This window comes from Pseudomonas moraviensis subsp. stanleyae, from assembly GCF_036283065.1.
GTDB lineage: Bacteria > Pseudomonadota > Gammaproteobacteria > Pseudomonadales > Pseudomonadaceae > Aquipseudomonas > Aquipseudomonas stanleyae.
Genome location: NZ_JAADJI010000008.1, coordinates 335,129 through 359,686, shown reverse-complemented (window position 1 = coordinate 359,686; position 24,558 = coordinate 335,129). Strand labels below are relative to the sequence as shown.

Annotated in this window: 26 protein-coding genes; 7 read left to right on the top strand and 19 right to left on the bottom strand. The window is 60.0% G+C overall.

Features of this window, described 5'->3' with window-relative positions:
• The first annotated feature begins 16 nt into the window (after window positions 1–16).
• The 5 genes from GXB78_RS16965 (at window position 17) to GXB78_RS16945 (ending at window position 6,345) form a co-directional block, all read left to right on the top strand.
• Complete coding sequence (locus GXB78_RS16965) at window positions 17–2,485, top strand: beta-galactosidase (RefSeq protein ID WP_329516216.1); 2,469 nt, start codon at window positions 17–19, stop codon at window positions 2,483–2,485.
• A 189-nt stretch (window positions 2,486–2,674) separates the two neighbouring features.
• On the top strand, window positions 2,675–3,820 hold the full coding sequence (locus GXB78_RS16960; protein ID WP_329516215.1) for a serine hydrolase domain-containing protein: 1,146 nt from the start codon (window positions 2,675–2,677) through the stop codon (window positions 3,818–3,820).
• Between the two features lie 113 nt (window positions 3,821–3,933).
• Entirely contained in the window at window positions 3,934–5,031 is a 1,098-nt protein-coding gene (locus GXB78_RS16955; RefSeq protein WP_329516214.1) for an OmpA family protein, read from the top strand.
• Between the two features lie 24 nt (window positions 5,032–5,055).
• The gene (pdxH, locus tag GXB78_RS16950; RefSeq protein WP_329516213.1) at window positions 5,056–5,703 is read left to right on the top strand and encodes a pyridoxamine 5'-phosphate oxidase; all 648 of its coding nucleotides are present in this window, start codon (window positions 5,056–5,058) and stop codon (window positions 5,701–5,703) included.
• Window positions 5,704–5,880: 177 nt separating this feature from the next.
• Complete coding sequence (locus GXB78_RS16945; RefSeq protein ID WP_016771369.1) at window positions 5,881–6,345, top strand: outer membrane lipoprotein; 465 nt, start codon at window positions 5,881–5,883, stop codon at window positions 6,343–6,345.
• Between the two features lie 72 nt (window positions 6,346–6,417).
• On the opposite strand, the gene GXB78_RS16940 is transcribed toward GXB78_RS16945, so the two are convergent.
• The 7 genes from GXB78_RS16940 to nhaA form a co-directional block, all read right to left on the bottom strand.
• The gene (locus GXB78_RS16940; protein WP_329516212.1) at window positions 6,418–6,669 is read right to left on the bottom strand and encodes a pyocin S6 family toxin immunity protein; all 252 of its coding nucleotides are present in this window, start codon (window positions 6,667–6,669) and stop codon (window positions 6,418–6,420) included.
• Between the two features lie 20 nt (window positions 6,670–6,689).
• Window positions 6,690–6,935 (bottom strand): colicin E3-like toxin immunity protein, encoded by a 246-nt coding sequence (locus GXB78_RS16935; protein WP_329516211.1) that lies wholly within the window; start codon window positions 6,933–6,935, stop codon window positions 6,690–6,692.
• A 63-nt stretch (window positions 6,936–6,998) separates the two neighbouring features.
• On the bottom strand, window positions 6,999–7,226 hold the full coding sequence (locus GXB78_RS28310; protein ID WP_456239209.1) for a DUF7683 domain-containing protein: 228 nt from the start codon (window positions 7,224–7,226) through the stop codon (window positions 6,999–7,001).
• A 5-nt stretch (window positions 7,227–7,231) separates the two neighbouring features.
• Complete coding sequence (locus GXB78_RS16930; protein ID WP_329516210.1) at window positions 7,232–8,443, bottom strand: S-type pyocin domain-containing protein; 1,212 nt, start codon at window positions 8,441–8,443, stop codon at window positions 7,232–7,234.
• 201 nt (window positions 8,444–8,644) lie between these two features.
• Window positions 8,645–9,385: a zeta toxin family protein gene (locus GXB78_RS16925; RefSeq protein ID WP_329516209.1), complete on the bottom strand. Its 741-nt coding sequence runs from the start codon at window positions 9,383–9,385 to the stop codon at window positions 8,645–8,647.
• Window positions 9,382–9,651 carry a hypothetical protein gene (locus GXB78_RS16920; RefSeq protein ID WP_329516208.1) on the bottom strand — a complete coding sequence of 90 codons (270 nt, stop codon included), beginning with the start codon at window positions 9,649–9,651 and terminating at the stop codon, window positions 9,382–9,384. The genes GXB78_RS16925 and GXB78_RS16920 overlap by 4 nt, the downstream gene beginning before the upstream one ends.
• A gap of 120 nt (window positions 9,652–9,771) precedes the next feature.
• Window positions 9,772–10,959, bottom strand: a complete 1,188-nt coding sequence (gene nhaA, locus GXB78_RS16915; protein ID WP_329516207.1) for a Na+/H+ antiporter NhaA — start codon at window positions 10,957–10,959, stop codon at window positions 9,772–9,774.
• Window positions 10,960–11,208: 249 nt separating this feature from the next.
• On the opposite strand from nhaA, the gene GXB78_RS16910 reads away from it, so the two are divergent.
• Window positions 11,209–12,303 carry a PLP-dependent cysteine synthase family protein gene (locus GXB78_RS16910; RefSeq protein WP_329516206.1) on the top strand — a complete coding sequence of 365 codons (1,095 nt, stop codon included), beginning with the start codon at window positions 11,209–11,211 and terminating at the stop codon, window positions 12,301–12,303.
• A 138-nt stretch (window positions 12,304–12,441) separates the two neighbouring features.
• Here GXB78_RS16910 and GXB78_RS16905 read toward each other — a convergent pair whose 3' ends face one another.
• From GXB78_RS16905 to GXB78_RS16895, 3 genes are all read right to left on the bottom strand, one after another.
• Window positions 12,442–14,055 carry an NAD(P)/FAD-dependent oxidoreductase gene (locus GXB78_RS16905; RefSeq protein ID WP_329516205.1) on the bottom strand — a complete coding sequence of 538 codons (1,614 nt, stop codon included), beginning with the start codon at window positions 14,053–14,055 and terminating at the stop codon, window positions 12,442–12,444.
• Window positions 14,056–14,150: 95 nt separating this feature from the next.
• Window positions 14,151–14,804: a COG3650 family protein gene (locus tag GXB78_RS16900; RefSeq protein ID WP_329516204.1), complete on the bottom strand. Its 654-nt coding sequence runs from the start codon at window positions 14,802–14,804 to the stop codon at window positions 14,151–14,153.
• A 135-nt stretch (window positions 14,805–14,939) separates the two neighbouring features.
• On the bottom strand, window positions 14,940–15,539 hold the full coding sequence (locus GXB78_RS16895; protein ID WP_329516203.1) for a short chain dehydrogenase: 600 nt from the start codon (window positions 15,537–15,539) through the stop codon (window positions 14,940–14,942).
• A 104-nt stretch (window positions 15,540–15,643) separates the two neighbouring features.
• Here GXB78_RS16895 and GXB78_RS16890 point away from each other — a divergent pair, with 104 nt between their 5' ends.
• Window positions 15,644–16,558, top strand: coding sequence for a LysR family transcriptional regulator (locus GXB78_RS16890; RefSeq protein WP_329516202.1), 915 nt, complete (start codon window positions 15,644–15,646; stop codon window positions 16,556–16,558).
• Between the two features lie 98 nt (window positions 16,559–16,656).
• On the opposite strand, the gene GXB78_RS16885 is transcribed toward GXB78_RS16890, so the two are convergent.
• From GXB78_RS16885 to GXB78_RS16845, 9 genes are all read right to left on the bottom strand, one after another.
• Entirely contained in the window at window positions 16,657–17,133 is a 477-nt protein-coding gene (locus tag GXB78_RS16885) for a DoxX family protein (RefSeq protein WP_329516201.1), read from the bottom strand.
• On the bottom strand, window positions 17,130–17,888 hold the full coding sequence (locus GXB78_RS16880) for an HvfC/BufC N-terminal domain-containing protein (RefSeq protein ID WP_329516200.1): 759 nt from the start codon (window positions 17,886–17,888) through the stop codon (window positions 17,130–17,132). The genes GXB78_RS16885 and GXB78_RS16880 overlap by 4 nt, the downstream gene beginning before the upstream one ends.
• Window positions 17,885–18,772: an MNIO family bufferin maturase gene (gene bufB, locus GXB78_RS16875; RefSeq protein WP_329516199.1), complete on the bottom strand. Its 888-nt coding sequence runs from the start codon at window positions 18,770–18,772 to the stop codon at window positions 17,885–17,887. Before bufB ends, GXB78_RS16880 begins: the two co-directional genes overlap by 4 nt.
• Window positions 18,773–18,797: 25 nt before the next feature.
• Window positions 18,798–19,103 carry a BufA1 family periplasmic bufferin-type metallophore gene (locus GXB78_RS16870; RefSeq protein WP_329516198.1) on the bottom strand — a complete coding sequence of 102 codons (306 nt, stop codon included), beginning with the start codon at window positions 19,101–19,103 and terminating at the stop codon, window positions 18,798–18,800.
• A gap of 291 nt (window positions 19,104–19,394) precedes the next feature.
• Complete coding sequence (locus tag GXB78_RS16865; protein ID WP_003222380.1) at window positions 19,395–20,096, bottom strand: ABC transporter ATP-binding protein; 702 nt, start codon at window positions 20,094–20,096, stop codon at window positions 19,395–19,397.
• Window positions 20,097–20,864 (bottom strand): high-affinity branched-chain amino acid ABC transporter ATP-binding protein LivG, encoded by a 768-nt coding sequence (gene livG / locus GXB78_RS16860; protein WP_016771357.1) that lies wholly within the window; start codon window positions 20,862–20,864, stop codon window positions 20,097–20,099.
• The gene (locus GXB78_RS16855) at window positions 20,861–22,117 is read right to left on the bottom strand and encodes a high-affinity branched-chain amino acid ABC transporter permease LivM (RefSeq protein WP_016771356.1); all 1,257 of its coding nucleotides are present in this window, start codon (window positions 22,115–22,117) and stop codon (window positions 20,861–20,863) included. Before GXB78_RS16855 ends, livG begins: the two co-directional genes overlap by 4 nt.
• Window positions 22,114–23,037, bottom strand: coding sequence for a high-affinity branched-chain amino acid ABC transporter permease LivH (gene livH / locus GXB78_RS16850; RefSeq protein WP_016771355.1), 924 nt, complete (start codon window positions 23,035–23,037; stop codon window positions 22,114–22,116). The genes GXB78_RS16855 and livH overlap by 4 nt, the downstream gene beginning before the upstream one ends.
• Window positions 23,038–23,266: 229 nt before the next feature.
• Window positions 23,267–24,394, bottom strand: coding sequence for a branched-chain amino acid ABC transporter substrate-binding protein (locus GXB78_RS16845; RefSeq protein ID WP_329516197.1), 1,128 nt, complete (start codon window positions 24,392–24,394; stop codon window positions 23,267–23,269).
• Window positions 24,395–24,558 lie beyond the last annotated feature (164 nt).

Genomic DNA, 24,558 nt, shown 5'->3' with positions numbered 1-24,558 from the left:
GGAGAACTCCGTTCTTATGATCCGCCGTTCGTTGCCCACTGTTTTCGCCTTGATCTTTGCCGCGCCGTTGCTGGCCGCGCCCGCCGGTCAGCAGACGCTGTTCAACTTCGTGCGTCCGGCCGATGTGGTCAAGGTCGCTACCGAAAACGCCGATCTGCCGCAGGCCAATGCCGAACAGACCGCAGAAGGTGAAGTGCTGCGTCGGGTGACGTTCAACCCGGTCGCCAAGCCAACCTTGCGCCTGACACCGCAGACTGGCGCCTGGGACTGGTCGCAGTCGGGCATGATGACTCTGCGTCTGCAGAGTGCGATGAACTGGGCGGTGACGGTTTATGTGCAGATCCAGAGCAACGATGGTCGCACCCTGGTCAGCCGCGTCGATCTGCCGGCCGGCCCCGCGCAAACCTTGCTGGTGCCGCTGGTGGCTTCGACGCCGCTGAGTCAGGGCATGAAGGCCGGACCGCCGATGCCGATGATCGTTGATGGCCAGCGCATTCTGCTGGCCAGCAGCACGGGCGAGATCGACCGCAGCCAGGTGGTTTCGGTGAGTCTGTCGATGGATCAGCCGAAAGTTGCGCAGAGCCTGTTGCTCGAGCGGTTCGGCGTGCAGGACGGCGAATCGGTAACCCAGGCGGTGTATGGCAATCTGCTCGATGCTTACGGGCAGTCGACCCGCAGCAAGTGGCCGGAAAAAGTCAGCAGTGACGAGCAGCTGAAAAGCGCCGCCAACAAAGAGCAGCAGCAACTGAACAACTGGCTGGCCGAGCGCGAAAAGTCCTCGCTGGACAAATTCGGCGGCTGGAACAAGGGCCCGGCATTCAAGGCCAGCGGGTTCTTCCGCACGGAAAAACGCGATGGCCGCTGGTATCTGGTAACCCCCGAAGGCCATCCGTTCTACTCGCTGGGTGTCAACACAGTCAGCCCACAGGTCAACCAGACCTACGTGGCTGGTCGCGAGTACATGTTCGAATCACTGCCGAAGAACGACGACCCGCTGGCTGCGCATTTCGGTGAGGGTGACAACCGTGGCGGCAATGGTGCCGATCAGGGGCGTGGCTACGGCAATGGCCGCTGGTACAACTTCTATGGCGCCAATCTGCAACGCCTGTACGGTGAACCGTGCAAACCGGACAGCGACAACAAGGCCGGGATCGCCGAAGCGGCGAAGGCGGGCGCGGCTGAGGCCGGTTCGGTGCAGGCCACTGAATCCGCAGCGGCGGCTGCCGAACCGAAGTCGGGTATTGCCGAAGCGGCGCAGACCGATGCGGTGCAAGCGTCCAGCGCGCAAACCGCTCCGTGCACAGCCACGATTGATGAAGAACGCTGGACCCGGCATACCCTTGATCGGCTGCAAGCCTGGGGTTTCAACACCGTCGGCAACTGGAGCGCGCCGTCGCTGGCGGATGCTGAACGTGTGCCGTACACCTTGCCGCTGTCGATCGTCGGTGATTACGCCAGCATCAGCACCGGTAGCGATTGGTGGGGCGGCATGCCGGATCCGTTCGATCCGCGTTTCGCCATGGCCACCGAGCGCGCCGTGGCCATTGCCGCCCGCGATCACCGTGACGATCCGTGGCTGATCGGTTATTACGCCGATAACGAACTGGCCTGGGCCGGTCCCGGTGACGATCCGAAGGCTCGCTACGCGTTGGCCTATGGAACGTTGAAAATGACCACCGACGTGCCGGCCAAACGCGCTTTTCTCAAGCAATTGCGCGACAAGTACCGCAATCAGGCCGGGCTGTCCAAAGCCTGGGGCATCGACCTGCCGGCATGGGAATTGATGGAAGACCCGGGCTTCGTGCCGCCGCTGCCCAATCCTGAGCATCCGGAGATCGAAGCGGATTTCAAATACTTCCAGAAGGTCTTCGCCGATACTTATTTCAAGACCATTTCCGATTCGCTGAAATGGCACGCGCCGAACCAGATGCTGCTGGGCGGTCGCTTCGCTATCAGCACGCCTGAGGCCGTGGCGTCCTGCGCGCAGTATTGCGATGTGTTGAGCTTTAACATGTACACGCTTAAGCCGCAGGACGGTTACGACTTCGCCGCGCTGGCAGCGCTGGACAAACCGGTGCTGATCACCGAATTCAACTTCGGCTCGGCCGACCGAGGCCCGTTCTGGGGCGGCGTGACGCAATTGGCCAAAGAAGAGGATCGCGGCCCGGCCTATGCCAATTTCCTCAAGCAGGCCCTGAGCGAACCGTCGATTGTCGGCGTGCACTGGTTCCAGTATCTCGACCAACCGGTGACCGGCCGGTTGCTCGACGGCGAGAATGGCCATTTCGGACTGGTCGGCGTCACCGATCTGCCGTATCAGGGATTTGTCGAGGCAGTGCGCAAAAGCAATTTGCAGGCGCTGGAGCAGTTGGGCAAGGAGGCGCAGAAAACGCCGGCTGCCGAGGTTGAAGGCGGGCGCAAGGCCGAGGCTGGCAAGGCGGCGGGGGCTGCGCAGGCGGGTGGGCATTCGGGGAATGGTCATTAAGGCGTGACGCCCACACAGATCGCAGCCTTCGGCAGCTCCTACAGAGGACGCGATCCCATGTAGGAGCTGCCGAAGGCTGCGATCTTTTGATTTGGCTTTTAACCGTCTGGCCCGCGCCTGTTCCCAAATCCCTCAAGGGCTGGAACAATGCGGACCACTTTGTAGAGCGTTTTCGCGGGGGAGTTGCGGGTGCAGATTCAGGGACATTACGAGCTTCAATTCGAAGCGGTGCGCGAGGCTTTCGCCGCACTGTTCGACGATCCCCAGGAACGCGGCGCAGCCCTGTGCATCAAGGTCGGTGGAGAAACCGTCGTCGACCTCTGGTCCGGTACCGCCGACAAGGACGGTGCTGAAGCCTGGCACAGCGACACCATCGCCAACCTGTTCTCCTGCACCAAGACCTTCACCGCCGTCACCGCGCTGCAACTGGTCGCCGAAGGCAAGTTGCAACTCGATGCCCCGGTTGCCCGCTACTGGCCGGAATTCGCCGCCGCAGGCAAAGAATCGGTGACCCTGCGCCAATTGCTCTGCCATCAGGCCGGTTTGCCGGCGCTGCGCGAACTGCTCGCCCCTGAAGCCCTGTACGACTGGCAAACCATGGTCGACGCCCTTGCGGCCGAAGCGCCGTGGTGGACGCCGGGCACCGGGCACGGTTACGCCGCGATCACTTACGGCTGGCTGGTTGGCGAATTGCTGCGCCGCGCCGACGCTCGTGGGCCGGGCGAGTCGATTGTCGCTCGGGTCGCCAAACCGTTGGGGCTGGATTTCCATGTGGGCCTGGCCGACGAAGAATTTCATCGCGTGGCGCATATCGCCCGTGGCAAGGGCAGCGCCGGCGACGCCGCGGCCCAGCGCCTGCTGCAAGTGACCATGCGCGAACCGACCGCCATGACTACCCGCGCCTTCACCAATCCGCCGTCGGTGCTGACCAGCACCAACAAGCCGGAATGGCGGCGCATGCAGCAACCGGCGGCCAACGGCCATGGCAATGCGCGCAGCCTCGCCGGGTTTTACGCCGGCCTGCTCGACGGCAGTCTGCTCGAAAGCGAGATGCTAGAAGAGCTGACCCGCGAGCACAGTCTCGGCGACGACAAGACCTTGCTCACCCGCACGCGTTTCGGCCTCGGCTGCATGCTTGATCAACCGGACGTGGCCAACGCCACCTACGGCCTCGGCCCGCGCGCGTTCGGCCATCCCGGGGCGGGCGGTTCGATCGGTTTTGCTGATCCGGAGCACGACGTTGCCTTCGGTTTCGTGACAAATACCTTGGGGCCTTACGTATTGATGGATCCGCGCGCGCAAAAACTGGCGCGGGTGCTTGCCACTTGTCTGTAAAGCATCAACAGAGGTTCCAGGGTCGGAACCTCGAAGGGATTTTCGTTTCAAAACGGCTGTTTATCCGGGCGAAAGTGCTCTGATTTTTCATTACTTCATCTTGTGGATTTTCAATGTCATCTAAAAAGACCCTCGCCCTGGCCCTGTGTGTAGCGATCACCGGTTGCGCACAGACCCCGAAAAACGATGCGGACGGCAGCAGTTGGTGGCCGTTCGGTTCTTCCGACAAAGTCGCGGCCAAAGACCCGGCCCCAGCCCCGTTGAAACCTGCGGCGACTGCGCCAGTGGCCAAGGCCGAGAGCAGCAACCCGTGGTACTGGCCGTTCGGTTCCAGCGATGAAGCGGTAAAAGCTGATCTGAAAGCCGAGGTCAAACCTGAAGCCAAACCGGTCGAGGTGGCCAAAGCCGAGGCCGAGTCCAATGGCAAATGGTGGTGGCCGTTCGGCGGCAAGGATCAGCCAACCGCCAAAGCCGTGCCGATGCCGGATCCGAAGGTGACGCAGGCCTGGCTCGACGACTACGAACCGCGTCTGCGTGAAGCGGTGAAGGACAGCAACCTGCAGCTCGAACGTCGCGACAACGTGCTGGTAGTGACGGCGCCGGTAGAAGGCTCGTTCAACCCGGACCGCCCGGCGATGCTGCTGCCGGTCACCCTCGGCCCGTTCACTCGCGTGGCGAAAATCCTTGAAGCCGACCCGAAGACTGCGGTGCTGGTGCTCGGTCACAGCGACACCAGCGGCGCTGCGCCGGCCAACATCAAGCTGAGCCAGGAACGTGCGCAATCGGTGGCAGCGATCTTCCGTCTCAGCGGCTTGCAGCGTGACCGCCTGATGCTGCGCGGCATGGGTTCGGAAGCGCCGCGTGCGGCCAACGACAGCGTTGAAGGCCGCGCCTTGAACCGTCGTGTCGAACTGCTGGTGACTCCGCAAAACACCATGGTTGCACTGCTGAGCAAATACAACATGCCAGCGCCGAAGCCGGTGACGATGGTTGCTGCGCAAGACGTCAAGCCAGTGGCCAAACCGGTTACCCCGGCGCCTGCGGCGAAAAAAGCCGCTGTGCCAGCGGCGAAAAAGGCGCCAGCCAAGAAAACCGCCGCCAAGGCTCCTGCGAAGAAAACTCCGGCCAAGGCTCCAGCGAAAAAAACTGCACCAGCCAAAGCCGCCGCGACCGACAAGAAAGTCGCCGCAGCCGACGCCGGCAAGAAGTGATCCGCTAACGAAAAGGAATCCGCCATGACCCAGGCTCTGGCCGATATGCGTCGCGACTACACCCGTGACGGTTTGACCGAGGCGCAAGCCCCGGCCGAGCCGTTTGCGCTGTTTCACCAGTGGTTCGCCGATGCGCTGAAAACCGAGCAGGCGCCGGTGGAAGCCAATGCCATGACCCTGGCCACGGTCGATGCCGACGGTCGTCCGCATTGCCGCGTCTTATTGCTGAAGGGGCTCGACGAGCAGGGTTTCACCTTCTTCACCAACTACGACAGCGCCAAGGGCCAGCATCTGGCAGCCAACCCGTTTGCCGCCATGACCTTCTTCTGGCCAACCCTGGAGCGCCAGGTGCGCATCGAAGGGCGGGTGGTGAAGGTCACGCCGCAAGAGTCCGATGCCTATTATCAGGTGCGTCCGCTGGGCAGCCGCCTCGGGGCATGGGCTTCGCCGCAGAGCCAGGTCATCAACGGTCGTGGCGAACTGGAAGATTTGCTCAAGGCCACCGAGCAACGCTTCAGCGACAGCCAGCCGCACTGCCCGGAACACTGGGGCGGTTACCGTTTGCTGCCCGAGCGCATCGAGTTCTGGCAGGGCCGTTCGAGCCGCCTGCATGATCGCCTCAACTACCGGCTGCAGGGCGCCGAGTGGATTCTTGAACGTCTGGCACCCTGAGCAGTCTACCGAGCGGGATGAAGGACGATGGCGGATCGGTGATTTCACGCTACTTTAAGTGAACGCTCGCGGGCATCTGTACCCAGCCTGAATGGAAGCCAATTTTATCCGGATGGTGTCGTGACAGACGCCAGGCCACGGAGTTTAATGAACACATGTTCTTTTGGAGTTGATGCTATGCGTAAGTCTGTTCTGCTGGTTGCTTCCTTTTCCACGATGGCGATGTTGCTGACCGGCTGCCAATCGAGCCTCACCGGCGACTCCTACTCCCGTGACGAAGCGCGTCGTGTGCAGACGATTCGCATGGGCACCATCGAATCCCTGCGACCGGTAAAAATCGAAGGCACCAAAACCCCGATCGGCGGCGCAGCAGGCGCAGTGGTCGGCGGTGTCGGCGGCAGCGCCATCGGCGGCGGCAAGGGCAGCATCGTCGCTGCGGTCATCGGCGCAGTGGCCGGCGGCCTGCTCGGCTCCGCCACCGAAGAAGGCCTGACCCGCACCCAGGGCGTGGAAATCACCGTCCGCGAAGACGACGGCAGCATGCGCGCCTATGTGCAGCAGGTTCAGGAGAATGAAGTATTCCGCGTTGGCGAGCGGGTACGCATCTCCACCGTTGGCGGGACCAGCCGCGTTTCGCACTAAGCGGGAAGCCGGTTGAAGAAAACCCCGATCAGGTGACTGGTCGGGGTTTTTCTTTGCTTGTGAATTGCTCATTCAGTATGTGGCGCAGGTGCCCATGAAGTATTCGAGGCCCTTTGGAAAACTGACGCTGAGCAGGTTTTCCAATGCGGTTACCTGATCCTGAGTCAACAACAGCTCGCCGGGTTCCACCTCATCCAAGGGCTTCGATTCAATGAGCTGTGCCATTTTTTCATTCATCTCGCTGCCTGTGATATCCAGCTCGAATTGCAAGGAGTCGTCTTGGGCTTCGTCAGGGAAGAATCCGGTAATCGAAAGAAAGCGCATGAAGAACTCATCCCGGTTATTTAACTGTAATCAAACGAAATCTGGTAGTCGCAGGTATTCAGAGTGATTTGATGTTGAAAGTACGGCTGAATGCTAGCTACCCACTTTTCGATGACGTTGAAGCCGCCATTATTGATGCTGCCTTCCACCGGAATACTCGGAGCATTCAAAACTGATTCATCGTCCCCTAGATCTTTTGACGATTCCTCGCCCTGAATTTCTAGGGTTGCTGTGTCGTACCACTCCAGCCTCAATACCAGACCCATTTCTTCCTCGCAGATACTTTGATGTTGCTTTTATTTTTTGCTCTTCACATTGCTCGCTTACGGCTAATCGGGGCCGTTACATGTCAGTTGAAAGTAATAGCGTGAATCTGCGATTGATATCTGCATCAGTTTTTCAAAGGCTTGAACTTGATTCTGATTCAAATCGTAGCCTTCCCACCCTTGCTGCTTGGTCGTCCAACCCATAATCGACTTAATGTGCTCTGCATACTCTTTGGGTATTTCGGTTATCGATACTTGGTAATCAGTCTGCTTATCAAAAGCTTCTATCAAAAATCTCAAGGCTCAACGCTCCGTTTTTTTCCTTTCTTCGAGTTTTTATTCTTTTTTGTAGACGTGGGCTCACCAGTCGCTGGATCGAATTCCCCGATGTGGTTTCCCCGAGGATCATATTTTTCAATCGTTCCGTGCATGGAGTCCCATTCAAGAATATGCCCTTTGGCGGTTTTCCATCTTTTGCGTTTTGAACCACCGCCCTGGACTACTGTTTTACGGCCGACGATTCTGGCATCAGGAAAAGCCGGCAGTATGTCAGGCGGCGGATGATATTCGTGATCACCAGCGCGAGTACTGATGACGATGTAGACCGGTTTAATACTAGATCCGGCCGGAAACACCAAAATAAAGTCTTTGTACTCCGGCGGATAAACCGGATTCACCAGAATTCCATCCGCCGCTTTCGTCGGCGGATACACCCAGATATGCGGTGCCTGCGGGGCAGCCTCCAGCGCTGGAATGCCGAGAATGTCCGAGCCATCCACCGCCGGGGTCCAGAGCAGTTCGATGCCTTCACCCAAGTTCGCAACGAACCGGTCGCCGCGTGCAGTGAATTGCACGACATCGACCATTTCCCAATCGCGGTTCTTGCCGGTGTAGAAGCCGTAACCCTTGAGGCTGCCATCGGCCTGTTGCTCGACGCGCAGGCGCACGCGGGTTCGGGCTTGTTTGAGTGTGCTCAGTTGCTCGTCGGTATAGAGCGCGCTGTCGCCCAGGCTGGACGGCATCAGCAGCGCAACCAGCCCGAGCAAAGGCGCAGCTGCGGCACTGGAGACGAGCGCCGGCAGCGCTTCGAAAGCCGAACCTGCCAAAGCCAGACTGCCGAACCCGACCGGGATGGCGTTGGCGCTGATTTTCTTGAGAGGAATGCCGCCGCTTGGGTCGGCTTCGCGAGCGCCGAGCAGAATCAGCTCGCCGTAATCCTTCAGGCTGTCGGTCGGCACCATGCCGGAAGGATTGCTGTAATCGATGATCGCATCCGGCAACTTGCAGGACTTGGCGAATACGCACCCGGCACGCACAGCTTCAGGTTTTTTCGCCGCCACTTCCCGGCTGCGCTCGAAAGCCTCCTGCCGCGCCAGCATCGCATCGTAGGCATTTTGCCCGGCTTCGCGCTCGGCCAGTTCAGCCGCCGTCATATACCGCCAGGTAACGTGATGTCCGTCGCCCTGCGGTGGGTTTTGCACCCGGGGGATGTCCTTGTTCCGCGCCACTGATCGTCCCTTCGTTCACCATCGACAGCCCCTCGAAAAGGGGCTGCACGACGTTATCGAAGCGCGGAAAGTGTGGCTGTAGGACGGGTCGCTAATGACGTGGGGATTGTTCGACTCAAACGAGGTCTGCCGAAGAGACGTGGAGCAGTCTCCTACGCAAACTCATCGTTACCAATTGGCGATGTGAATTTCGGAGTGAATCTAAAGCAATTTATCCAGCACGAACTGCTTGAACCACGGCGGCTGAGTGTCGGATTTGATTTCGATCAGTTCTCCATCCGTAATTTCAGCTATCTGCGTCAGACCTTCACTGCCTTCATCAGAGTTATCGAAGATATAGGCTCGGTTGGAGGTCAGGATAGCTTCGGATAAAAGCTCTAGAGATCGCCAGTATCGAGCCTCAATCTTTTCAGCAGGAACGTTATGCCCGCCTCGGGAAACGCGGTATGCAACTCTCGCAATATTGATCTGCGGGTCCGCTGTTGCGACGTAATAGACGTAGACCCTATAGCCGGATTTATTCGCTTCAGCGAGAAGGCTGACTTTGTCTGCGGAGGACATGACGGTTTCGAAAGTAAAGCTGATGCGCTCTTTTATCAGCGATCTACGGATGAAGTCGCAGAGTGCTGACGCCACGTACGAGTCGATTTCAGTATTCGAAAAGTTGAGCCGGACTCCGTCAATTGCGAGGTCATCAAGCTTTGCCTGCGAACGAGGCGATTTTTTCAGAAGGGGGTGAGCACGTAGAAAGTCGAACAGCTCGGCTTTGTGTGCTTCGATGCGATAAGAACTGAAATCAAAATACCCGGTATCTTTGATTGAGCGTTCGATGTCGTCAGGATTTATGTAGTTGCCCAGCAGATGCGCAGGCACAAGTCGATTGAATGTGCTTTTCCCGGATCCGTTCGGTCCCGCAAATATCCGTATTCTCGGTGTGCTCAAGAAGTAACCTGTTTTGAAGATTTTTTGATGTGCAGACGCGTTCCGCTTTTCAGATTGCCGTAGGCGCCAATCGACCGCAAAACGATGGAAGTCTTCTCGGTCACTTCAAGCAGCTGACCATCTTTAGCGACAAGCACCGCTGCGCCGTTTGCAAGTGCCATTTTATAGGCGTTGCTGAAGGCCTTTAGAGCGATGTCAGGAATTCGCGACTCCTGAACGGCAATCTGATCGTCAGTCAATGGGCGTTTTTCGGCTTTGCGCGACATGAATGACTCCAAGCTGTGCTGAGTAGATGGCTGTTTGATGCGCAAGATATAGCACATTTGCAAGGCTTGGAGCCAAGCCCCTCGTCTGTTGAGGGGCTATGCCATTGGCCGCAATAAACCTCAGGAAGTTTGTATCGTGCCCCTGCGACTCGCCGTTGCCGTCACCGCATAACCAATCAGCGCCGCGAGAATCGAGCCGGTGAGGATGCCCATCCGATCCATGCCGGCGTAATCACTCACGCCCGGTTCGAAGGCCAGCGAGCCGACGAACAGGCTCATGGTGAAGCCGATGCCGCAGAGGATTGCCACGCCGAGGACCTGGCCCCAGTTGGCGCCTTGGGGCAGGGCGGCGATGCCGATCTTGACCGCCAGCCAGGTCAGGCCGAACACGCCGATGGTCTTGCCCAGCAGCAAGCCGATGGCGATGCCCATCGGTACGTCGTGGGTGAAGCTTTCGACGGTGACGCCGCTCAGCGACAGGCCGGCGTTGGCGAAAGCGAACAGCGGCAGGATGCCGTAGGCGACCCATGGGTGCAGCGCATGTTCGAGGGTCAGCAGTGGCGACGGCTCGGCATTTTTCGTCCGCAGTGGGATGCAGAAAGCCAGGGTCACGCCGGCCAATGTGGCGTGGACACCGCTCTTGAGCACGCAGACCCAGAGGATCAGGCCGATGATCATGTACGGCCCGAGCTTGACCACGCCGAGCCGGTTCATTGCCACCAGCGCGGCAATGCACGCAGCCGCTAGGCCAAGGGACAGGGTCGACAGTTCGCCGGAATAGAAGATCGCGATGATCACGATGGCGCCGAGGTCATCGATGATCGCCAGGGTCATCAGGAACAGCTTCAGCGATACCGGCACGCGCTTGCCGAGCAGCGCCAATACGCCGAGGGCGAAGGCAATGTCGGTGGCGGTCGGAATGGCCCAGCCGCTGAGGGCGGCGGGGTTGTCGCGGTTGAGGAACCAGTAGATCAGCGCCGGCACCAGCATGCCGCCGATCGCCGCTGCGCCGGGCAGGACGATCTGCGAGGGCTTGGACAACTGGCCGTCAAGCACTTCGCGTTTGACTTCCAGACCGATCAGCAGGAAGAACATCGCCATCAGGCCGTCGTTGATCCACAGCAGCAGGGGTTTGGCGATTTTCAACGCGCCGATCTGCGCCACCACCGGAGTGTCGAGCAGGCCGGTGTACAGCCACGACAGCGGCGAGTTGTTGATGATCAGCGCGAGGATGGCGGCGGCGATCAATAACAGACCGCTGGCAGCTTCCAACTGAAAGAAACGCGTGAAAGTGCTACGCAGAGGCAAGGTCGCTCTCCATCGAATGGTGAAAAAGGTGGGCTACCCTAACCCGTACCGTTAGTTGTTAAAACAAAAGTTATATTCTTTTTTGTTATATGGCATTACAAGCTGTCTGGCCCGGGCAGCATTGAGCCTAGCAGTTGCCTGACACATTGAGACTCAGCTGTATCTTTGCCGTCTGCCGGATTTTTCCTAAGCTTGCGACAGACCTTTTCAGGAGACCGAGCTCCTGCTGATTCAACGAGAACCGAAACCATGAGCGACAACCGACAGTGGGCCCGCGAAGCCATCCGCATCATTGAGGCGGACTTCCAGCGCAGCGCCGACACCCATCTGATCCCCTTGCCGCTGCCCGGTTTTGCCGGCATCGAATTGTATTTCAAGGACGAGTCCAGCCACCCTACCGGCAGCCTCAAGCATCGCCTGGCCCGATCGCTGTTCCTTTACGCGCTGTGTAACGGCTGGCTGAAACCCGGCGCGCCAGTGATCGAGGCATCCAGCGGCTCAACGGCGATCTCCGAAGCGTATTTCGCACGCATGCTCGGTTTACCGTTTATCGCGGTGATGCCGGCGACCACCTCGAAAGAGAAGATTGCCCAGATTGCCTTCTACGGCGGGCAGAGCCATCTGGTGCAGGATCCGACGCAGATCTATGCCGAATCCGAGCGCCTGGCCCGCGAGCATGGTGGCCATTTCATCGATCAGTTCACCTACGCCGAACGCGCGACCGACTGGCGGGCGAACAACAACATCGCCGAGTCGATCTTCCAGCAGATGCGTTTCGAAAAACACCCTGAGCCGACTTGGCTGATTTCCAGCCCCGGCACCGGCGGCACCACCGCGACCCTCGGCCGATACGTGCGTTATCGCCAGCACTGCACCCGCGTGTTGTGTGCCGATGCCGAGCGTTCGGTGTTCTTCGATTTTTATCAGAGTGGTGATGCCAGCCTGCGTCTGGATTGCGGCTCGCGCATCGAAGGCATTGGCCGGCCTCGGGTGGAAGCATCGTTTCTGCCCAGGGTCATTGATGCGATGGTCAAGGTGCCGGACGCTCTGTCGCTGGCGGCCATGCATTATCTGGCGCAGCGTTTGGGGCGGCATGTCGGCGGGTCGAGCGGGACCAATCTGATCGGCGCGCTGATGGCAGCGCAGCAGATGAAAGCGGCGGGGCAGTCGGGGTCGATCGTGGCGATCCTGTGCGATGGCGGCGAGCGTTATGCCGACACGTATTACGATCAGGATTGGCTGAAGGCGCAGGGGTATGAACTGGGTGATTTGATTGCAGCGGTGGCGGCGAGTGCCGAGCGCGGAGAGGCGCTGCCGACCTCGGTGCTGCGCGCCAATATCTAAAGCTGAACGCAGAAACCACTGTGGGAGCGAGCCTGCTCGCGAAGGTATTTTTTCATTCAACATCATCGTCGACTGAAATACAGCTTTCGCGAGCAGGCTCGCTCCCACAGGGTTTTGTGTTGTGTCAGCTTATGCGGATCAGGCGTCGAGGCCGAGGATGTCTCGAGCCACAGCCTCGGCAATACGAATCCCGTCGACGCCCGCCGAGAGAATCCCGCCGGCGTAACCGGCGCCTTCACCGGCCGGGAACAGGCCCTTGACGTTCATGCTCTGCAGCGACTCATTGCGGGTGATGCGCAGCGGCGATGAGGTGCGGGTCTCGATTCCGGTCAGCACGGCGTCGTGCAGCGAATAACCGCGAATCTGCTTCTCGAACGCCGGCAAGGCTTCACGGATCGCCTCAATGGCAAAGTCCGGCAGCGCCAGAGCCAGATCGCCCAGCGCGACGCCTGGCTTGTACGACGGCTCGACTTCGCCCAGTTCGGTGGAAGGCTTGCCGTTGATGAAGTCTCCGACCAGTTGCGCCGGGGCCTTGTAATCGCTGCCGCCGAGGATGAACGCGTGGGATTCCAGGCGCTCCTGCAACTCGATACCGGCGAGCGGGCCGCCCGGATAATCGACTTCCGGGGTGATGCCGACGACGATGCCGGAGTTGGCATTGCGCTCGTTACGCGAGTACTGGCTCATGCCATTGGTCACCACGCGATTGGGCTCGGACGTCGCCGCGACCACGGTGCCGCCCGGGCACATGCAGAAGCTGTACACCGAACGCCCATTCCTGGCGTGGTGCACCAGTTTGTAATCGGCAGCACCGAGTTTAGGGTGCCCGGCGTACTTGCCCAGGCGCGCGCGGTCGATCAGCGATTGCGGGTGCTCGATGCGGAAACCCACCGAGAACGGCTTGGCTTCCATGAACACGCCACGGCCATGGAGCATGCGGAAGGTGTCGCGGGCACTGTGGCCGAGGGCCAGAACCACGTGTTTGGAATGCAGGGTTTCGCCGCTGGCCAGTTGCACGCCGAGCAGTTGGCCGTCTTCGATCAGCACGTCGCTTACGCGTTCCTGGAAGCGCACTTCACCGCCCAGTTCGCGGATCTGCTCGCGCATGTTTTCGACCATACCGGTCAGGCGGAACGTACCGATGTGCGGCTTGCTGACGTAGAGGATTTCTTCCGGCGCGCCGGCCTTGACGAACTCGTGCAGGACTTTGCGGCCGAGGAATTTCGGGTCCTTGATCTGGCTATACAGCTTGCCGTCGGAGAACGTGCCCGCGCCGCCTTCGCCGAACTGCACATTGGACTCGGGATTGAGCACGCTTTTGCGCCACAGGCCCCAGGTGTCCTTGGTGCGCTGACGGACTTCGGTGCCGCGCTCGAGAATGATCGGTTTGAAGCCCATTTGCGCCAGAAGCAGACCGGCGAAGATGCCGCACGGGCCGAAACCGACGACGATCGGCCGCTGGCCGAGATCGCACGGTGCCTGGCCGACGAATTTGTAGCTGACATCCGGCGCCACGTTGACGTTACGGTCGTCGGCGAACTTGCCCAACACCCGGGCCTCATCGCGTACGTTGAGGTCGATGGTGTAGATAAAGCACAGTTCGGAGGACTTTTTGCGCGCGTCATAGCTGCGCTTGAACAAGGTGAAATCGAGCAGATCATCGCTGGCGATGCCCAGGCGTTGCACGATGGCGACGCGCAGGTCTTCTTCGGGATGGTCGATTGGCAGCTTGAGTTCAGTGATTCGTAACATGGCGGGATCCGGATTCGCGGGGCGCACAACTGCGCCAGGGCGTTTGAAGGCGGCGATTATAAGCCGCCGCGAGCGGATCCGTGGGGGAAAAACGATCAGTCGTTGCGCGCGCCGCCGAAATAGCCGCATCCGCGCTGGACCTGACCGTCGACGCGCAACTCGGCGCTCATGTGCTGGACGCTGCCGGTGCTGCTGTCGACGCAACGCTGCGGCGCGACCCATAATTCGATGCGCTGGTTGTTGGCTTCGCTGCTGAGATTGAAGCGGCCGTCGCCCAGTTGCTCTTCCACGTACGGCACGGCGAGCGGGGGCTGGCCGTCGCGCTCGATGACCATGCCTTTGCCGCTGACCTTGGCGCTCCACTCCGGGCCATGGCCGGCGGCGCGCAGGATCAACAGTTTGAAATTCGGGTCATCGCAGGCTGTGCCCGAGCGTTCGACGCGATACAGCTGGCCCAGGTCGAGGCGATCGCCGGAGACCTTGCCGCGCACATCGGCAAACAGCTTGCCTTGCTCGTCGGCGAGGGTGGCGGCCTCTTGCAGGACGCTGGTGCCGCCGATGTCATTGACCATCAGTTGCCGCTGATCCTGACACGGCTGGAACACCAGTTTGCCGTCGGCGGCGGTCAGTTGCCCTTGCATCCGCGTCTGCCCGGCATGGGAAACACTTTCACGCTGGCCGTCGAACAACTGGCAGGCGGCAAACAACGGCAGCAGGGCAACGAGGACGAACGAACGGGCAACACGCATCTTTGGCTCTCCAGACAAGTGCTGCCACGTTACGCAGCCTGACCCCCAAATGCAAAAGATCGCAGCCTGCGGCAGTTTCTGCAGGGAACCATAAACGCCTGTGTAGGAGCTGCCGAAGGCTGCGATCTTTTGCTCTTAACCGACGTGAAACGTCTGCCCTGTTTGCAATCCCTCTACACTTTTCGCGTAGGCCAATGCCACGTCCGCTGCCGGAACCGACTTGAAGCCACGGAAGTAGGGCGCGTATTTGCCCAGAGCTTCAGTCAGCACGGTCGGGCTTACCGAGTTCACCCGCAGGCCGCGTGGCAGTTCGATGGCGGCGGCGCGGACGAAGCTGTCGAGGGCGCCGTTGACCAGCGCTGCCGAAGCACCGCTGCGAATCGGGTCGTGGCTGAGCACGCCGGTGGTGAAGGTGAACGAGGCACCGTCATTGGCGAACTCGCGGCCGATCAGCAGCAGGTTGACCTGGCCCATCAGCTTGTCTTTCAGACCGAGGGCGAAGCTGTCTGCGGTCATCTCGTCCAGCGCTGCGAAGGTCACGTTGCCCGCGGCGCAGATCAGCGCATCGAACTTGCCGGTCTGTTCGAACAGCTTGCGGATCGATGCGCTGTCGCTGATATCCACCTGCAAGTCACCGCTGTTGCGGCCGATGCGAATAACTTCGTGACGCTGCGACAACTCTTTGTCCACCGCCGAACCGATGGTGCCGCCGGCGCCTATCAACAGAATCTTCATCGAGCTGTACCCCAACTGAGTGAATGAGGTTTCAGTCTAGGGTGGTTTTTTCCGCGGATAAGCGCACTAATGGGCAACCTTTGGTTTTCAGTTGGAAACAATCCATGAGCGAAATGGATGACCTCGCCGCATTCGCCGTGCTGATCGAGGCCGGCAGTTTTACCCTCGCGGCGCAGCAGTTGGGCTGCAGCAAGGGCCAGTTGTCCAAGCGCATCAGCCAGCTCGAAGCGCAGTTCAGTGTGGTGTTGCTGCAACGCACCACCCGACGTTTGAGCCTGACGGCGGCGGGCGCCGCGCTGTTGCCGCAGGCGCAAGCGCTGGTGGTTCAGGTCGAACGTGCACGGCAGGCGTTGGCGCGTTTGAAGGACGATATGGCCGGCCCCGTGCGCATGACGGTTCCGGTATCGCTCGGCGAGACCTTCTTCGATGGCTTGTTGCTGGAATTTTCCGGGCAATACCCCGAAGTGCAGATCGAGCTGGAGCTGAACAACAGTTATCGCGATCTGTCCCGCGATGGTTTTGATCTGGCGATCCGCGCCGATGTGGCGAATGACGAGCGGCTGGTGGCCAAGCCGCTGTTGGCATGGCACGAAATGACCTGCGCCAGCCCGGCCTACCTTGAACGTTTCGGCGAACCGCAGACGCCGCAGGCCCTGGCCGAGCATCGTTGCCTGCTCAACAGCCATTACAGCGGCCGGGAGGAGTGGCTGTATCACCAGCAGCACGAACTGCTGCGGGTGCGGGTGTCAGGCCCGTTCGCCAGTAACCATTACAGCCTGCTGAAAAAAGCCGCGTTGACCGGCGCCGGCATCGCGCGCTTGCCCTCGTATCTGCTGCAAACCGAACTGGCTGACGGCCGCTTGCGCTGGTTGCTGCGCGATTACCAGACTCGGCGCATGCCGATGTATCTGGTGCATCCGTATCAGGGCGGATTGCCGAAACGCACGCAGGTGCTCGCGGATTATCTGATGGGCTGGTTCAAGCGCAGTGGCGAGGCGCTGGATCGACTCCAGCGCTGACACCGAACTTGTGTAGGAGCTGCCGAAGGCTGCGATCTTTTGATTTTTAGAATCAAGATCAAAAGATCGCAGCCTCCGGCAGCTCCTACAGTTTCAGGTCAGTCTTGGAGACGGCGGGCAATCAGGTGGTCGATCGACAACTTGCCTGGGCCGGTTGCCATCAGGTACAGCAACACCGCCGCCCAAGTGCCGTGGGTCGGGTAGGCATCCGGGTAGACAAACAGTTGAATGGTCAGGGTCATGCCGAGCAGAGCCAGCGCCGAAAACCGGGTGGCAAGACCGAGCACAATCAGCAGCGGAAATACATGCTCGGCAAACGCCGCCATATGTGCGGCAAATTCCGGCGACAGCAGCGGCAGGTTGTATTCGCTCTGGAACAGCGGAATCGTCGAGTCGGCCAAACGCGGCCAGCCGAAATCGAAAGTCCCCTCAATCAAGTCGATGGCCAGCCCTTCGACCTTGGTTTGCCCGGACTTCCAGAACACCGCAGCGATGGAAAAACGCGCGATGAAGGCAATCAGGCTGTGCGGGGTTTTTTCCAACAGCGCGATGATGCGCAGGATAAAAGTGTTCATGGCAACTCCTTGTAATTCAGCCGGGTGATCGCGTTGTGCGCGATCAGCAGCGCGAGGGTTTGGGCGAGGTCGAACGGCGGGCTGTTTTCTGCCGCCGCGAGCAATGGCGAGCCCTCGGTCAGGTAGCGAATAAACACGCTCGCCCCCGGCTCAAGAGCAAACACTTCAACGTCGAGACCGTTGCGCAGCACCAGGGCATGCTGGCCTTGATTGAGGCCAATGCCGGCCAGACTTGGCTCCTGTTGATGCGCGGCCCAGATCGCCACCACCGCAAAAGCAGAGTCGAGCAGGTGCAGCGAGGGATGCAGTTCGAAACACAGCGCACTCAGCGACTGCGGATCGGCCAGCGCAGCGCTGACTTGTTCAGGCCGGATCGGCTGCGCATCCGCGGCGTGATAGGCGAGGGTGCGCAAATATTCGAGTCGCGCGACATCGGCGACATAGGGCACACCGGCGATCGGTTCGAATTGCCCGATGAAGTCGGCGAAGTCCTCGCCGTAGCGGCTCATCACCGGACTTTGTGGCGGCTGGCCGCGTACGAAAATCGCCGCCATGGCGCGGAAGAATTCTTCGCCGACCAATTGCAGCACCACCGGATAACTGTCGGCGAGGGCACTGATCAGCGAGCTCTGCACGTTATTGCGATACACCGCAAAACGTCGCGACGGATCGGCGCCGTTGCGGCTGCCCAGGCCCTTGGGGCAGGGCAGGTGCACATCGAGCAGGGCGGCGGCGAAGTCCGCTTGCGTGGTCATGCCGCACGCTCCGCTCGACGCAACAGCGTCTCGGCCTGCTGCGCTTCGGCGAGCAACACGTCGAAGGCCGGCACGTGATTGTCACGTTCGATCAGCGTTGCCACCGGGCCGATACGTTGCAGCACTTGCCGGTACAGATCCCAGACGGCCTGATCAATCGGCGCGCCGTGATCATCGATCAGCAAGCGATCGCCGAGGTTGTCGCAATCTTCAGCGAAGCCGGCCAGATGTATCTCGCCGACTGCGTGCAGCGGTAACGCATTGAGATAGGCCAGTGGATCACGCTGATGATTGACGCACGACACGTAGACATTATTGACGTCGAGCAACAGGCCGCAGCCGCTGCGCCTGATCACTTCGGCGATGAACTCGGCTTCGTCGATCGTCGAATGCTGAAACGCCAGATAAGTCGCCGGGTTTTCCAGCAGCATCGGTCGTTTCAGGGTGTTCTGCACCTGGTCGATGTGCGCGCAGACGCGGTTCAGCGTCGGCGTGTCGTAGGCCAGTGGCAGCAGATCATTGAGGAACACCGGGCCGTGGCTCGACCAGGCCAGATGTTCGGAAAAGGCTTGTGGCTGATAGCGCTCGATCAGCCCGGCAAGGCGTTTGAGGTGCTGGTTGTCCAGCGGGCCTTCGCCACCGATCGACAGCCCCACGCCGTGCAATGACAGCGGGTACTGCTCGCGGATCAGACCGAGAAAATGATGAAACGGGCCGCCGGCCACCATGTAGTTTTCGGCGTGGACTTCGAAGAAACCGAGGTCCGGTACGCAGCCGAGCACTTCGAGGAAGTGCCCGGTCTTGAGCCCCAGCCCGGCGCGGGCAGGGAGCTCGGTGCGAGCTGCCTGAGTGCGCGGCAGGGACGGTTCGTGATGACTGAACATGGGCGTCACTCAGGCAGGCCGTGGATCAGGACTTGGCTTTGAAGGCTTCGAGCTGACCGAAACCGGTCGGCGAGGTTTTGCTTTCGGTGGTGGCGCAGGTGCCCTTCGGAACGAGTTTCCAGGCGTTGGCCTGATAGTCCATTTTCGCCGTACCGGCGCAGGAGGTGCCGGCACCTGCGGCGCAATCATTCTTGCCTTTGAGGGCTACACCGAAGCATTTTTCCATGTTGGCATCGGCGGCCTGGGCGGTGGTGACAGTGGCGATGCTGAGAGCGGAACCGAGGGCCAGAACCAGGGCGGTGGCGGACAAGGTACGGGTGGTTGCAGTCATGATGTTTCTCCAGATTTATCAGGGTTTCTGCAAGCGGTCTGCGCTTGCTTGTCCCTCTAGAGAACGGGTGGCGGGATGCGTTACACGCGGGGCGAGAAATTTATAAAAATTTCGGATTCAGCTGTATCTCTGTGGGAGCGAGCCTGCTCGCGAAGGCGGTGTGTCAGGCACCCATAATGTTGAATGACAGACCGCTTTCGCGAGCAGGCTCGCTCCCACAGGGTTAGCTTGGTGATACTCAGGAAATAAAAAAAACGGCCCGAAGGCCGTTTTTTTGTCCAGCGATAACATTCAACCGCCGAGGTACGCCTCGCGTACTTTCGGGTCGGTCAGCAGCGCTTCACCGGTGCCTTGCATGACCACGCGGCCGTTCTCCAGCACGTAGGCGCGGTCGGCGATTTTCAGTGCCTGGTTGGCGTTCTGCTCGACCAGAAACACCGTCACCCCGTCCTTGCGCAGCTGTTCGATGATGTCGAAGATCTGCTGGATGATGATCGGTGCCAGGCCCAGCGACGGCTCGTCGAGCAACAGCAGCTTGGGCTTGCTCATCAGCGCACGACCAATGGCGAGCATTTGCTGTTCGCCGCCGGACATGGTGCCGCCGCGCTGGTTGAAGCGTTCTTTCAGGCGTGGGAAAAGTCCGAGAACCTTGTCCATCTGTTCCTGATAGTCGCCCTTGTCGGTGAAAAATCCACCCATCGACAGGTTTTCTTCAACGGTCAGACGGGCAAACACCCGACGACCTTCCGGCACCACAGCGATGCTCTTGCGCATGATCTGCGACGAGTCCTGGCCGACCAGTTCCTCACCCATGTAGCGGATGCTGCCGCTGTGCGCCTGCGGCGAACCGCACAGCGTCATCAGCAGCGTGGATTTGCCGGCACCGTTGGCGCCGATCAGCGTCACGATTTCGCCCTGACGGACTTCGACGTTGACGCTGTGCAGGGCCTGGATCTTGCCGTAGAAGGTGGAAACGTTTTCGAACTGCAGCATTTACGCTTCCCCCAGGTAGGCTTTGATCACTTCAGGATTGTCGCGGATCTGTTCCGGCGTGCCGTCGGCCAGCGGTGTGCCCTGGTTGATCACGACGATGTGGTCGGAAATGCTCATGACCAGTTTCATATCGTGTTCGATCAGCAGCACGGTGACGTTGTGCTCTTCGCGCAGCACACCGATCAGCGCCTTGAGGTCTTCGGTTTCCTTCGGGTTCAGGCCGGCGGCCGGTTCGTCGAGCATGAGGATCCGCGGGCGGGTCATCATGCAGCGGGCGATTTCCAGGCGCCGTTGCTGGCCGTAGGCGAGGGTGCCGGCGGTGCGGTTGGCGAACTCCTTGAGGTTGACCTTTTCCAGCCAGTACTCGGCAAACTCCATGGCCTCGCGCTCGCTTTTGCGGAACGCCGGGGTCTTGAACAGGCCGGACAGGAAGTTGGTGTTCAAGTGACGATGCTGGGCGATCAAGAGGTTCTCGACCGCGGTCATGTCCTTGAACAAACGCACGTTCTGGAAGGTACGCACCACACCCTTGAGGGCGATCTTGTGGCCCGGCAGGCCCTGGATCGGTTCACCGTCGAGCAGGATGCTGCCGCCGGTAGGCTGATAGAAACCGGTCAGGCAGTTGAACACGGTGGTCTTGCCGGCGCCGTTCGGGCCGATCAGGGCAACTACCTGTTTTTCCTTGACGGTCAGCGCCACGCCGTTGACCGCCAGCAAGCCGCCGAAGCGCATGCTCAGATTTTCGACTTTAAGGATCTCGCGGCTCATTTGCGCAACTCCATGTGTGGGCGTTGCATCGGCAGCAGACCTTGTGGACGCCAGATCATCATCAGCACCATCAGCGCACCGAACATCAACATGCGGTACTCGCTGAACTCACGCATCATTTCCGGCAACAGGATCATCACGATCGCCGCCAGAATCACACCCAGTTGCGAGCCCATGCCGCCCAACACGACGATGGCAAGAATGATCGCCGACTCGATGAAGGTGAACGATTCCGGGGTCACCAGACCCTGACGCGCGGCGAAGAAGCTGCCGGCGAAACCGGCGAACGCAGCACCGAGGGTGAACGCGGAGAGCTTGATCACGGTTGGGTTCAGGCCCAGCGCACGGCAGGCGATTTCGTCTTCACGCAGCGCTTCCCACGCACGGCCGATCGGCATGCGCAGCAGACGGTTGATCACGAACAACGCGGCCAGTGCGAGCAACAGCGCAACCAGGTAAAGGAAGATCACCTTGTTGATCGAGTTGTATTGCAGGCCGAAATACTCGTGGAACGTCTGCAGGCCTTCGGCGGCTTTGCGCTCGAAGGTCAGGCCGAAGAACGTCGGTTTCTCGATGTTGCTGATGCCGTTCGGGCCGCCGGTGATATCGGTCAGGTTACGCAGGAACAGACGGATGATCTCGCCGAAACCCAAGGTCACGATCGCCAGATAGTCGCCGCGCAAACGCAACACCGGGAAGCCCAGCAGGAAGCCGAACGTCGCCGCCATCAGGCCGGCAATCGGCAGGCAGATCCAGAAACTCAGGCCGTAGTAGTGCGACAGCAACGCGTAGCTGTAGGCGCCGACGGCATAGAAACCGACGTAACCCAGGTCGAGCAGACCGGCCAGACCGACGACGATGTTCAGGCCCAGGCCGAGCATCACGTAGATCAGGATCAGCGTGGCGATATCCACCGCGCCACGGGAGCCGAAGAACGGCCAGACCAGGGCGATCAGAATCAGCGCAATGATGAAATAGCGCTGGGTGGTCGGCAGGGTCAGGAAGTTGCTGGCCTTGGCCGGGATCAGCGGCATGCCCGGCGAGGAGCGCCAGGCCTTGCTGATCTGCTGGTTGAACAGCACGCGCAAGAACATCAGCACCGAGCAGATCGCGATGGTCGCGAGGACGGCCGGGCTGGTGTTGTGCACTTCCAGATTGATGCCGACGATGGTCAGTTTCAGTCCGAGTACCGGGTAGGCCACCGCCCACACCAGCAAGGCACTGAACAGTGCCTGTTTAAGATTCCTAGTCATACTTTCTCAACCTCCGGACGGCCCAGAATGCCGGTCGGACGGAACAACAGCACCAGAACCAGCAGGCCGAACGCGACGACGTCCTTGTACTGGTCGCCGAAGATATCGGCACCGAACGCTTCCGCTACACCCAGCACCAGACCGCCGAGCATGGCCCCGGGGATGCTGCCGATGCCGCCCAGTACCGCAGCGGTGAAGGCCTTGAGGCCGACGAGGAAACCGGCGTTCGGGTTGATCACGCCGTATTGCATGCTCAGCAGCACTGCTGCAACAGCTGCCAGCGCAGCACCGATGACGAAGGTCAGGGCGATGATGTTGTTGGTGTTGATGCCGAGCAGGTTGGCCATCTTGATGTCCTCGGCACAGGCGCGGCAGGCGCGGCCCAGGCGAGAGCGGGAGATGAACAGGGTCAGGCCGAGCATGGCGATCAGGGTCACGACGAACACCACGATCTGCATGTAGGAAATCAGCACTTCTTGTGCGCCACCCGGACCGAAGGCGAAGTTGCCCGGGATCAGGTTGGGAATAGCTTTGTCCTTGGAGTCTTGCGCCAGCAGAACGGTGTTCTGCAGGAAGATCGACATACCGATGGCGGAAATCAGCGGGATCAGACGGTTACTGCCGCGCAGGGGGCGGTAGGCGATCCGTTCGATGCTGTAACCGTAGGAACTGGTGACGACGATGCTGGCGATGAACGCCGCGGTCATCAACAGCGGGACACTGTCGAGTCCCATCATGGTCAGCCCGGCGATGGCGATGAAGGCCACGTAGGAACCGATCATGTACACCTCGCCGTGGGCGAAGTTGATCATTCCAATGATGCCGTAGACCATCGTGTAGCCGATGGCGATCAGGGCATACATGCTGCCAACGTTGAGGCCGTTAACCAGCTGTTGGAAGAAGTGATAGAGGTCAGGCATTACAGCGCTCCTAAAAACCTGTACGCATTTCACTGGTGGAGTCATTTTCCCGCCCGGCCCCGTGGATCTCTATCCACTTCGAATCCGGGTTTTGCCAGCGAACCGCTGATGACGGTTTTGAGATTTTCAGGTGGGCAGACTGGCGGATCACGCCAGCGCGGCCCTTACATTCGCAAAACAAAGCCCACGGCACGCCGTGGGCTTTATTGGCAGTCAGTCGGGCAAGGCCTTACTGAGGCGAAACTTCGGTTTTAGGTTTGCCGTTGTGCCACTCGTACACGACAAATTTGAAGTCCTTCAGGTCGCCCTTGGCGTCGAAGCTCAGGTCGCCGGTCGGGGTCTTGAACGAACCGGCGTGGATGGCTTCAGCCACTTCGGTCGCGTCTTCGGACTTGGCCGCTTTGATGCCTTCGGCAATCACGGTCACCGCCGAGTAGGACGGGAACACGAACGGACCGCTCGGATCTTCCTTCTTGGCTTTGAAGGCGTCAGCCAGAGCAACGTTGGCCGGATCCTGGTCGAAAGACTTCGGCAGGGTCACCAGCAGGCCTTCGGACGCGTCCTTGGCGATCTGGGTGATCGAGTCGTTACCCACGCCTTCCGGACCCATGAACTTGGCTTTCAGGCCTTTTTCCTGAGCCTGACGCAGGATCAGGCCCAGCTCCGGGTGGTAGCCGCCGTAGTAGACGAAGTCGACGTTGGCTTGCTTGAGCTTGGCGATAATTGCGGAGAAGTCCTTGTCGCCAGCGTTGACGCCTTCGAAGACGGCAACCTTGGTGCCTTTCTTCTCGAGGGTCGATTTGACGGCGGTGGCGATACCTTCACCGTACTGCTGTTTGTCGTGCAGCACGCCAACCACTTTCGGTTTCACGTAATCGGCGATGTAGTTGCCAGCGGCAGGGCCCTGGGCGCTGTCGAGACCGATGGTGCGGAAGATCATTTTGTAGCCACGGGCGGTGATGTCCGGGCTGGTGGCAGCCGGGGTGATCATGATCACGCCTTCGTCTTCGTAGATGTCCGAAGCGGGCTGGGTGGAGCTGGAGCACAGGTGACCGACCACGAACTTGACGCCGTCGTTGACGACTTTGTTCGCTACCGCTACCGCTTGTTTCGGATCGCAGGCATCGTCGTATTCAACGGCTTGCAGTTGCTTGCCGTTGACGCCGCCCTTGGCGTTGATCTGCTCGATGGCCATTTTCGCGCCACTGAACTGCATGTCGCCGTACTGGGCTACTGGACCGGTCTTGGGGCCGGCGATACCGATTTTGATGGTGTCAGCTGCGAACGAATGGCTGGCAACCCCGGCCAGAACCATAGCGGCAAACAGTTTTGAAATCTGCTTAGTAGCCTTAGTCATAGTGCTCCACTCTTACTGTTGTATTTTTTAGAGTTCTGGCGCCGTAGCAGCAGAACCGGGTCAGATATCTTTGCGATACCCTCCGGAAAATGCCCCGGCAACTGTACCGGTACAGTGTAGAGCGCCGCTTGATCAACTGGGAAGCGGGCGCCACGGGGCAAAAC

Coding starts and splice junctions, on each gene's coding strand:
- GXB78_RS16845 (WP_329516197.1), bottom strand. CDS start 24,394: ATGACTAAGGCTACTAAGCAGATTTCAAAACTGTTTGCCGCTATGGTT.
- GXB78_RS16885 (WP_329516201.1), bottom strand. CDS start 17,133: ATGAACACTTTTATCCTGCGCATCATCGCGCTGTTGGAAAAAACCCCG.
- GXB78_RS16940 (WP_329516212.1), bottom strand. CDS start 6,669: ATGCGCTTTCTTTCGATTACCGGATTCTTCCCTGACGAAGCCCAAGAC.
- livH (WP_016771355.1), bottom strand. CDS start 23,037: ATGCCTGACCTCTATCACTTCTTCCAACAGCTGGTTAACGGCCTCAAC.
- GXB78_RS16945 (WP_016771369.1), top strand. CDS start 5,881: ATGCGTAAGTCTGTTCTGCTGGTTGCTTCCTTTTCCACGATGGCGATG.
- GXB78_RS16870 (WP_329516198.1), bottom strand. CDS start 19,103: ATGACTGCAACCACCCGTACCTTGTCCGCCACCGCCCTGGTTCTGGCC.
- GXB78_RS16855 (WP_016771356.1), bottom strand. CDS start 22,117: ATGACTAGGAATCTTAAACAGGCACTGTTCAGTGCCTTGCTGGTGTGG.
- GXB78_RS16905 (WP_329516205.1), bottom strand. CDS start 14,055: ATGTTACGAATCACTGAACTCAAGCTGCCAATCGACCATCCCGAAGAA.
- bufB (WP_329516199.1), bottom strand. CDS start 18,772: ATGTTCAGTCATCACGAACCGTCCCTGCCGCGCACTCAGGCAGCTCGC.
- GXB78_RS16910 (WP_329516206.1), top strand. CDS start 11,209: ATGAGCGACAACCGACAGTGGGCCCGCGAAGCCATCCGCATCATTGAG.
- GXB78_RS16920 (WP_329516208.1), bottom strand. CDS start 9,651: ATGTCGCGCAAAGCCGAAAAACGCCCATTGACTGACGATCAGATTGCC.
- GXB78_RS16890 (WP_329516202.1), top strand. CDS start 15,644: ATGAGCGAAATGGATGACCTCGCCGCATTCGCCGTGCTGATCGAGGCC.
- GXB78_RS16865 (WP_003222380.1), bottom strand. CDS start 20,096: ATGCTGCAGTTCGAAAACGTTTCCACCTTCTACGGCAAGATCCAGGCC.
- GXB78_RS16900 (WP_329516204.1), bottom strand. CDS start 14,804: ATGCGTGTTGCCCGTTCGTTCGTCCTCGTTGCCCTGCTGCCGTTGTTT.
- GXB78_RS16935 (WP_329516211.1), bottom strand. CDS start 6,935: ATGGGTCTGGTATTGAGGCTGGAGTGGTACGACACAGCAACCCTAGAA.
- livG (WP_016771357.1), bottom strand. CDS start 20,864: ATGAGCCGCGAGATCCTTAAAGTCGAAAATCTGAGCATGCGCTTCGGC.
- GXB78_RS16895 (WP_329516203.1), bottom strand. CDS start 15,539: ATGAAGATTCTGTTGATAGGCGCCGGCGGCACCATCGGTTCGGCGGTG.
- GXB78_RS16955 (WP_329516214.1), top strand. CDS start 3,934: ATGTCATCTAAAAAGACCCTCGCCCTGGCCCTGTGTGTAGCGATCACC.
- pdxH (WP_329516213.1), top strand. CDS start 5,056: ATGACCCAGGCTCTGGCCGATATGCGTCGCGACTACACCCGTGACGGT.
- GXB78_RS16965 (WP_329516216.1), top strand. CDS start 17: ATGATCCGCCGTTCGTTGCCCACTGTTTTCGCCTTGATCTTTGCCGCG.
- GXB78_RS16880 (WP_329516200.1), bottom strand. CDS start 17,888: ATGACCACGCAAGCGGACTTCGCCGCCGCCCTGCTCGATGTGCACCTG.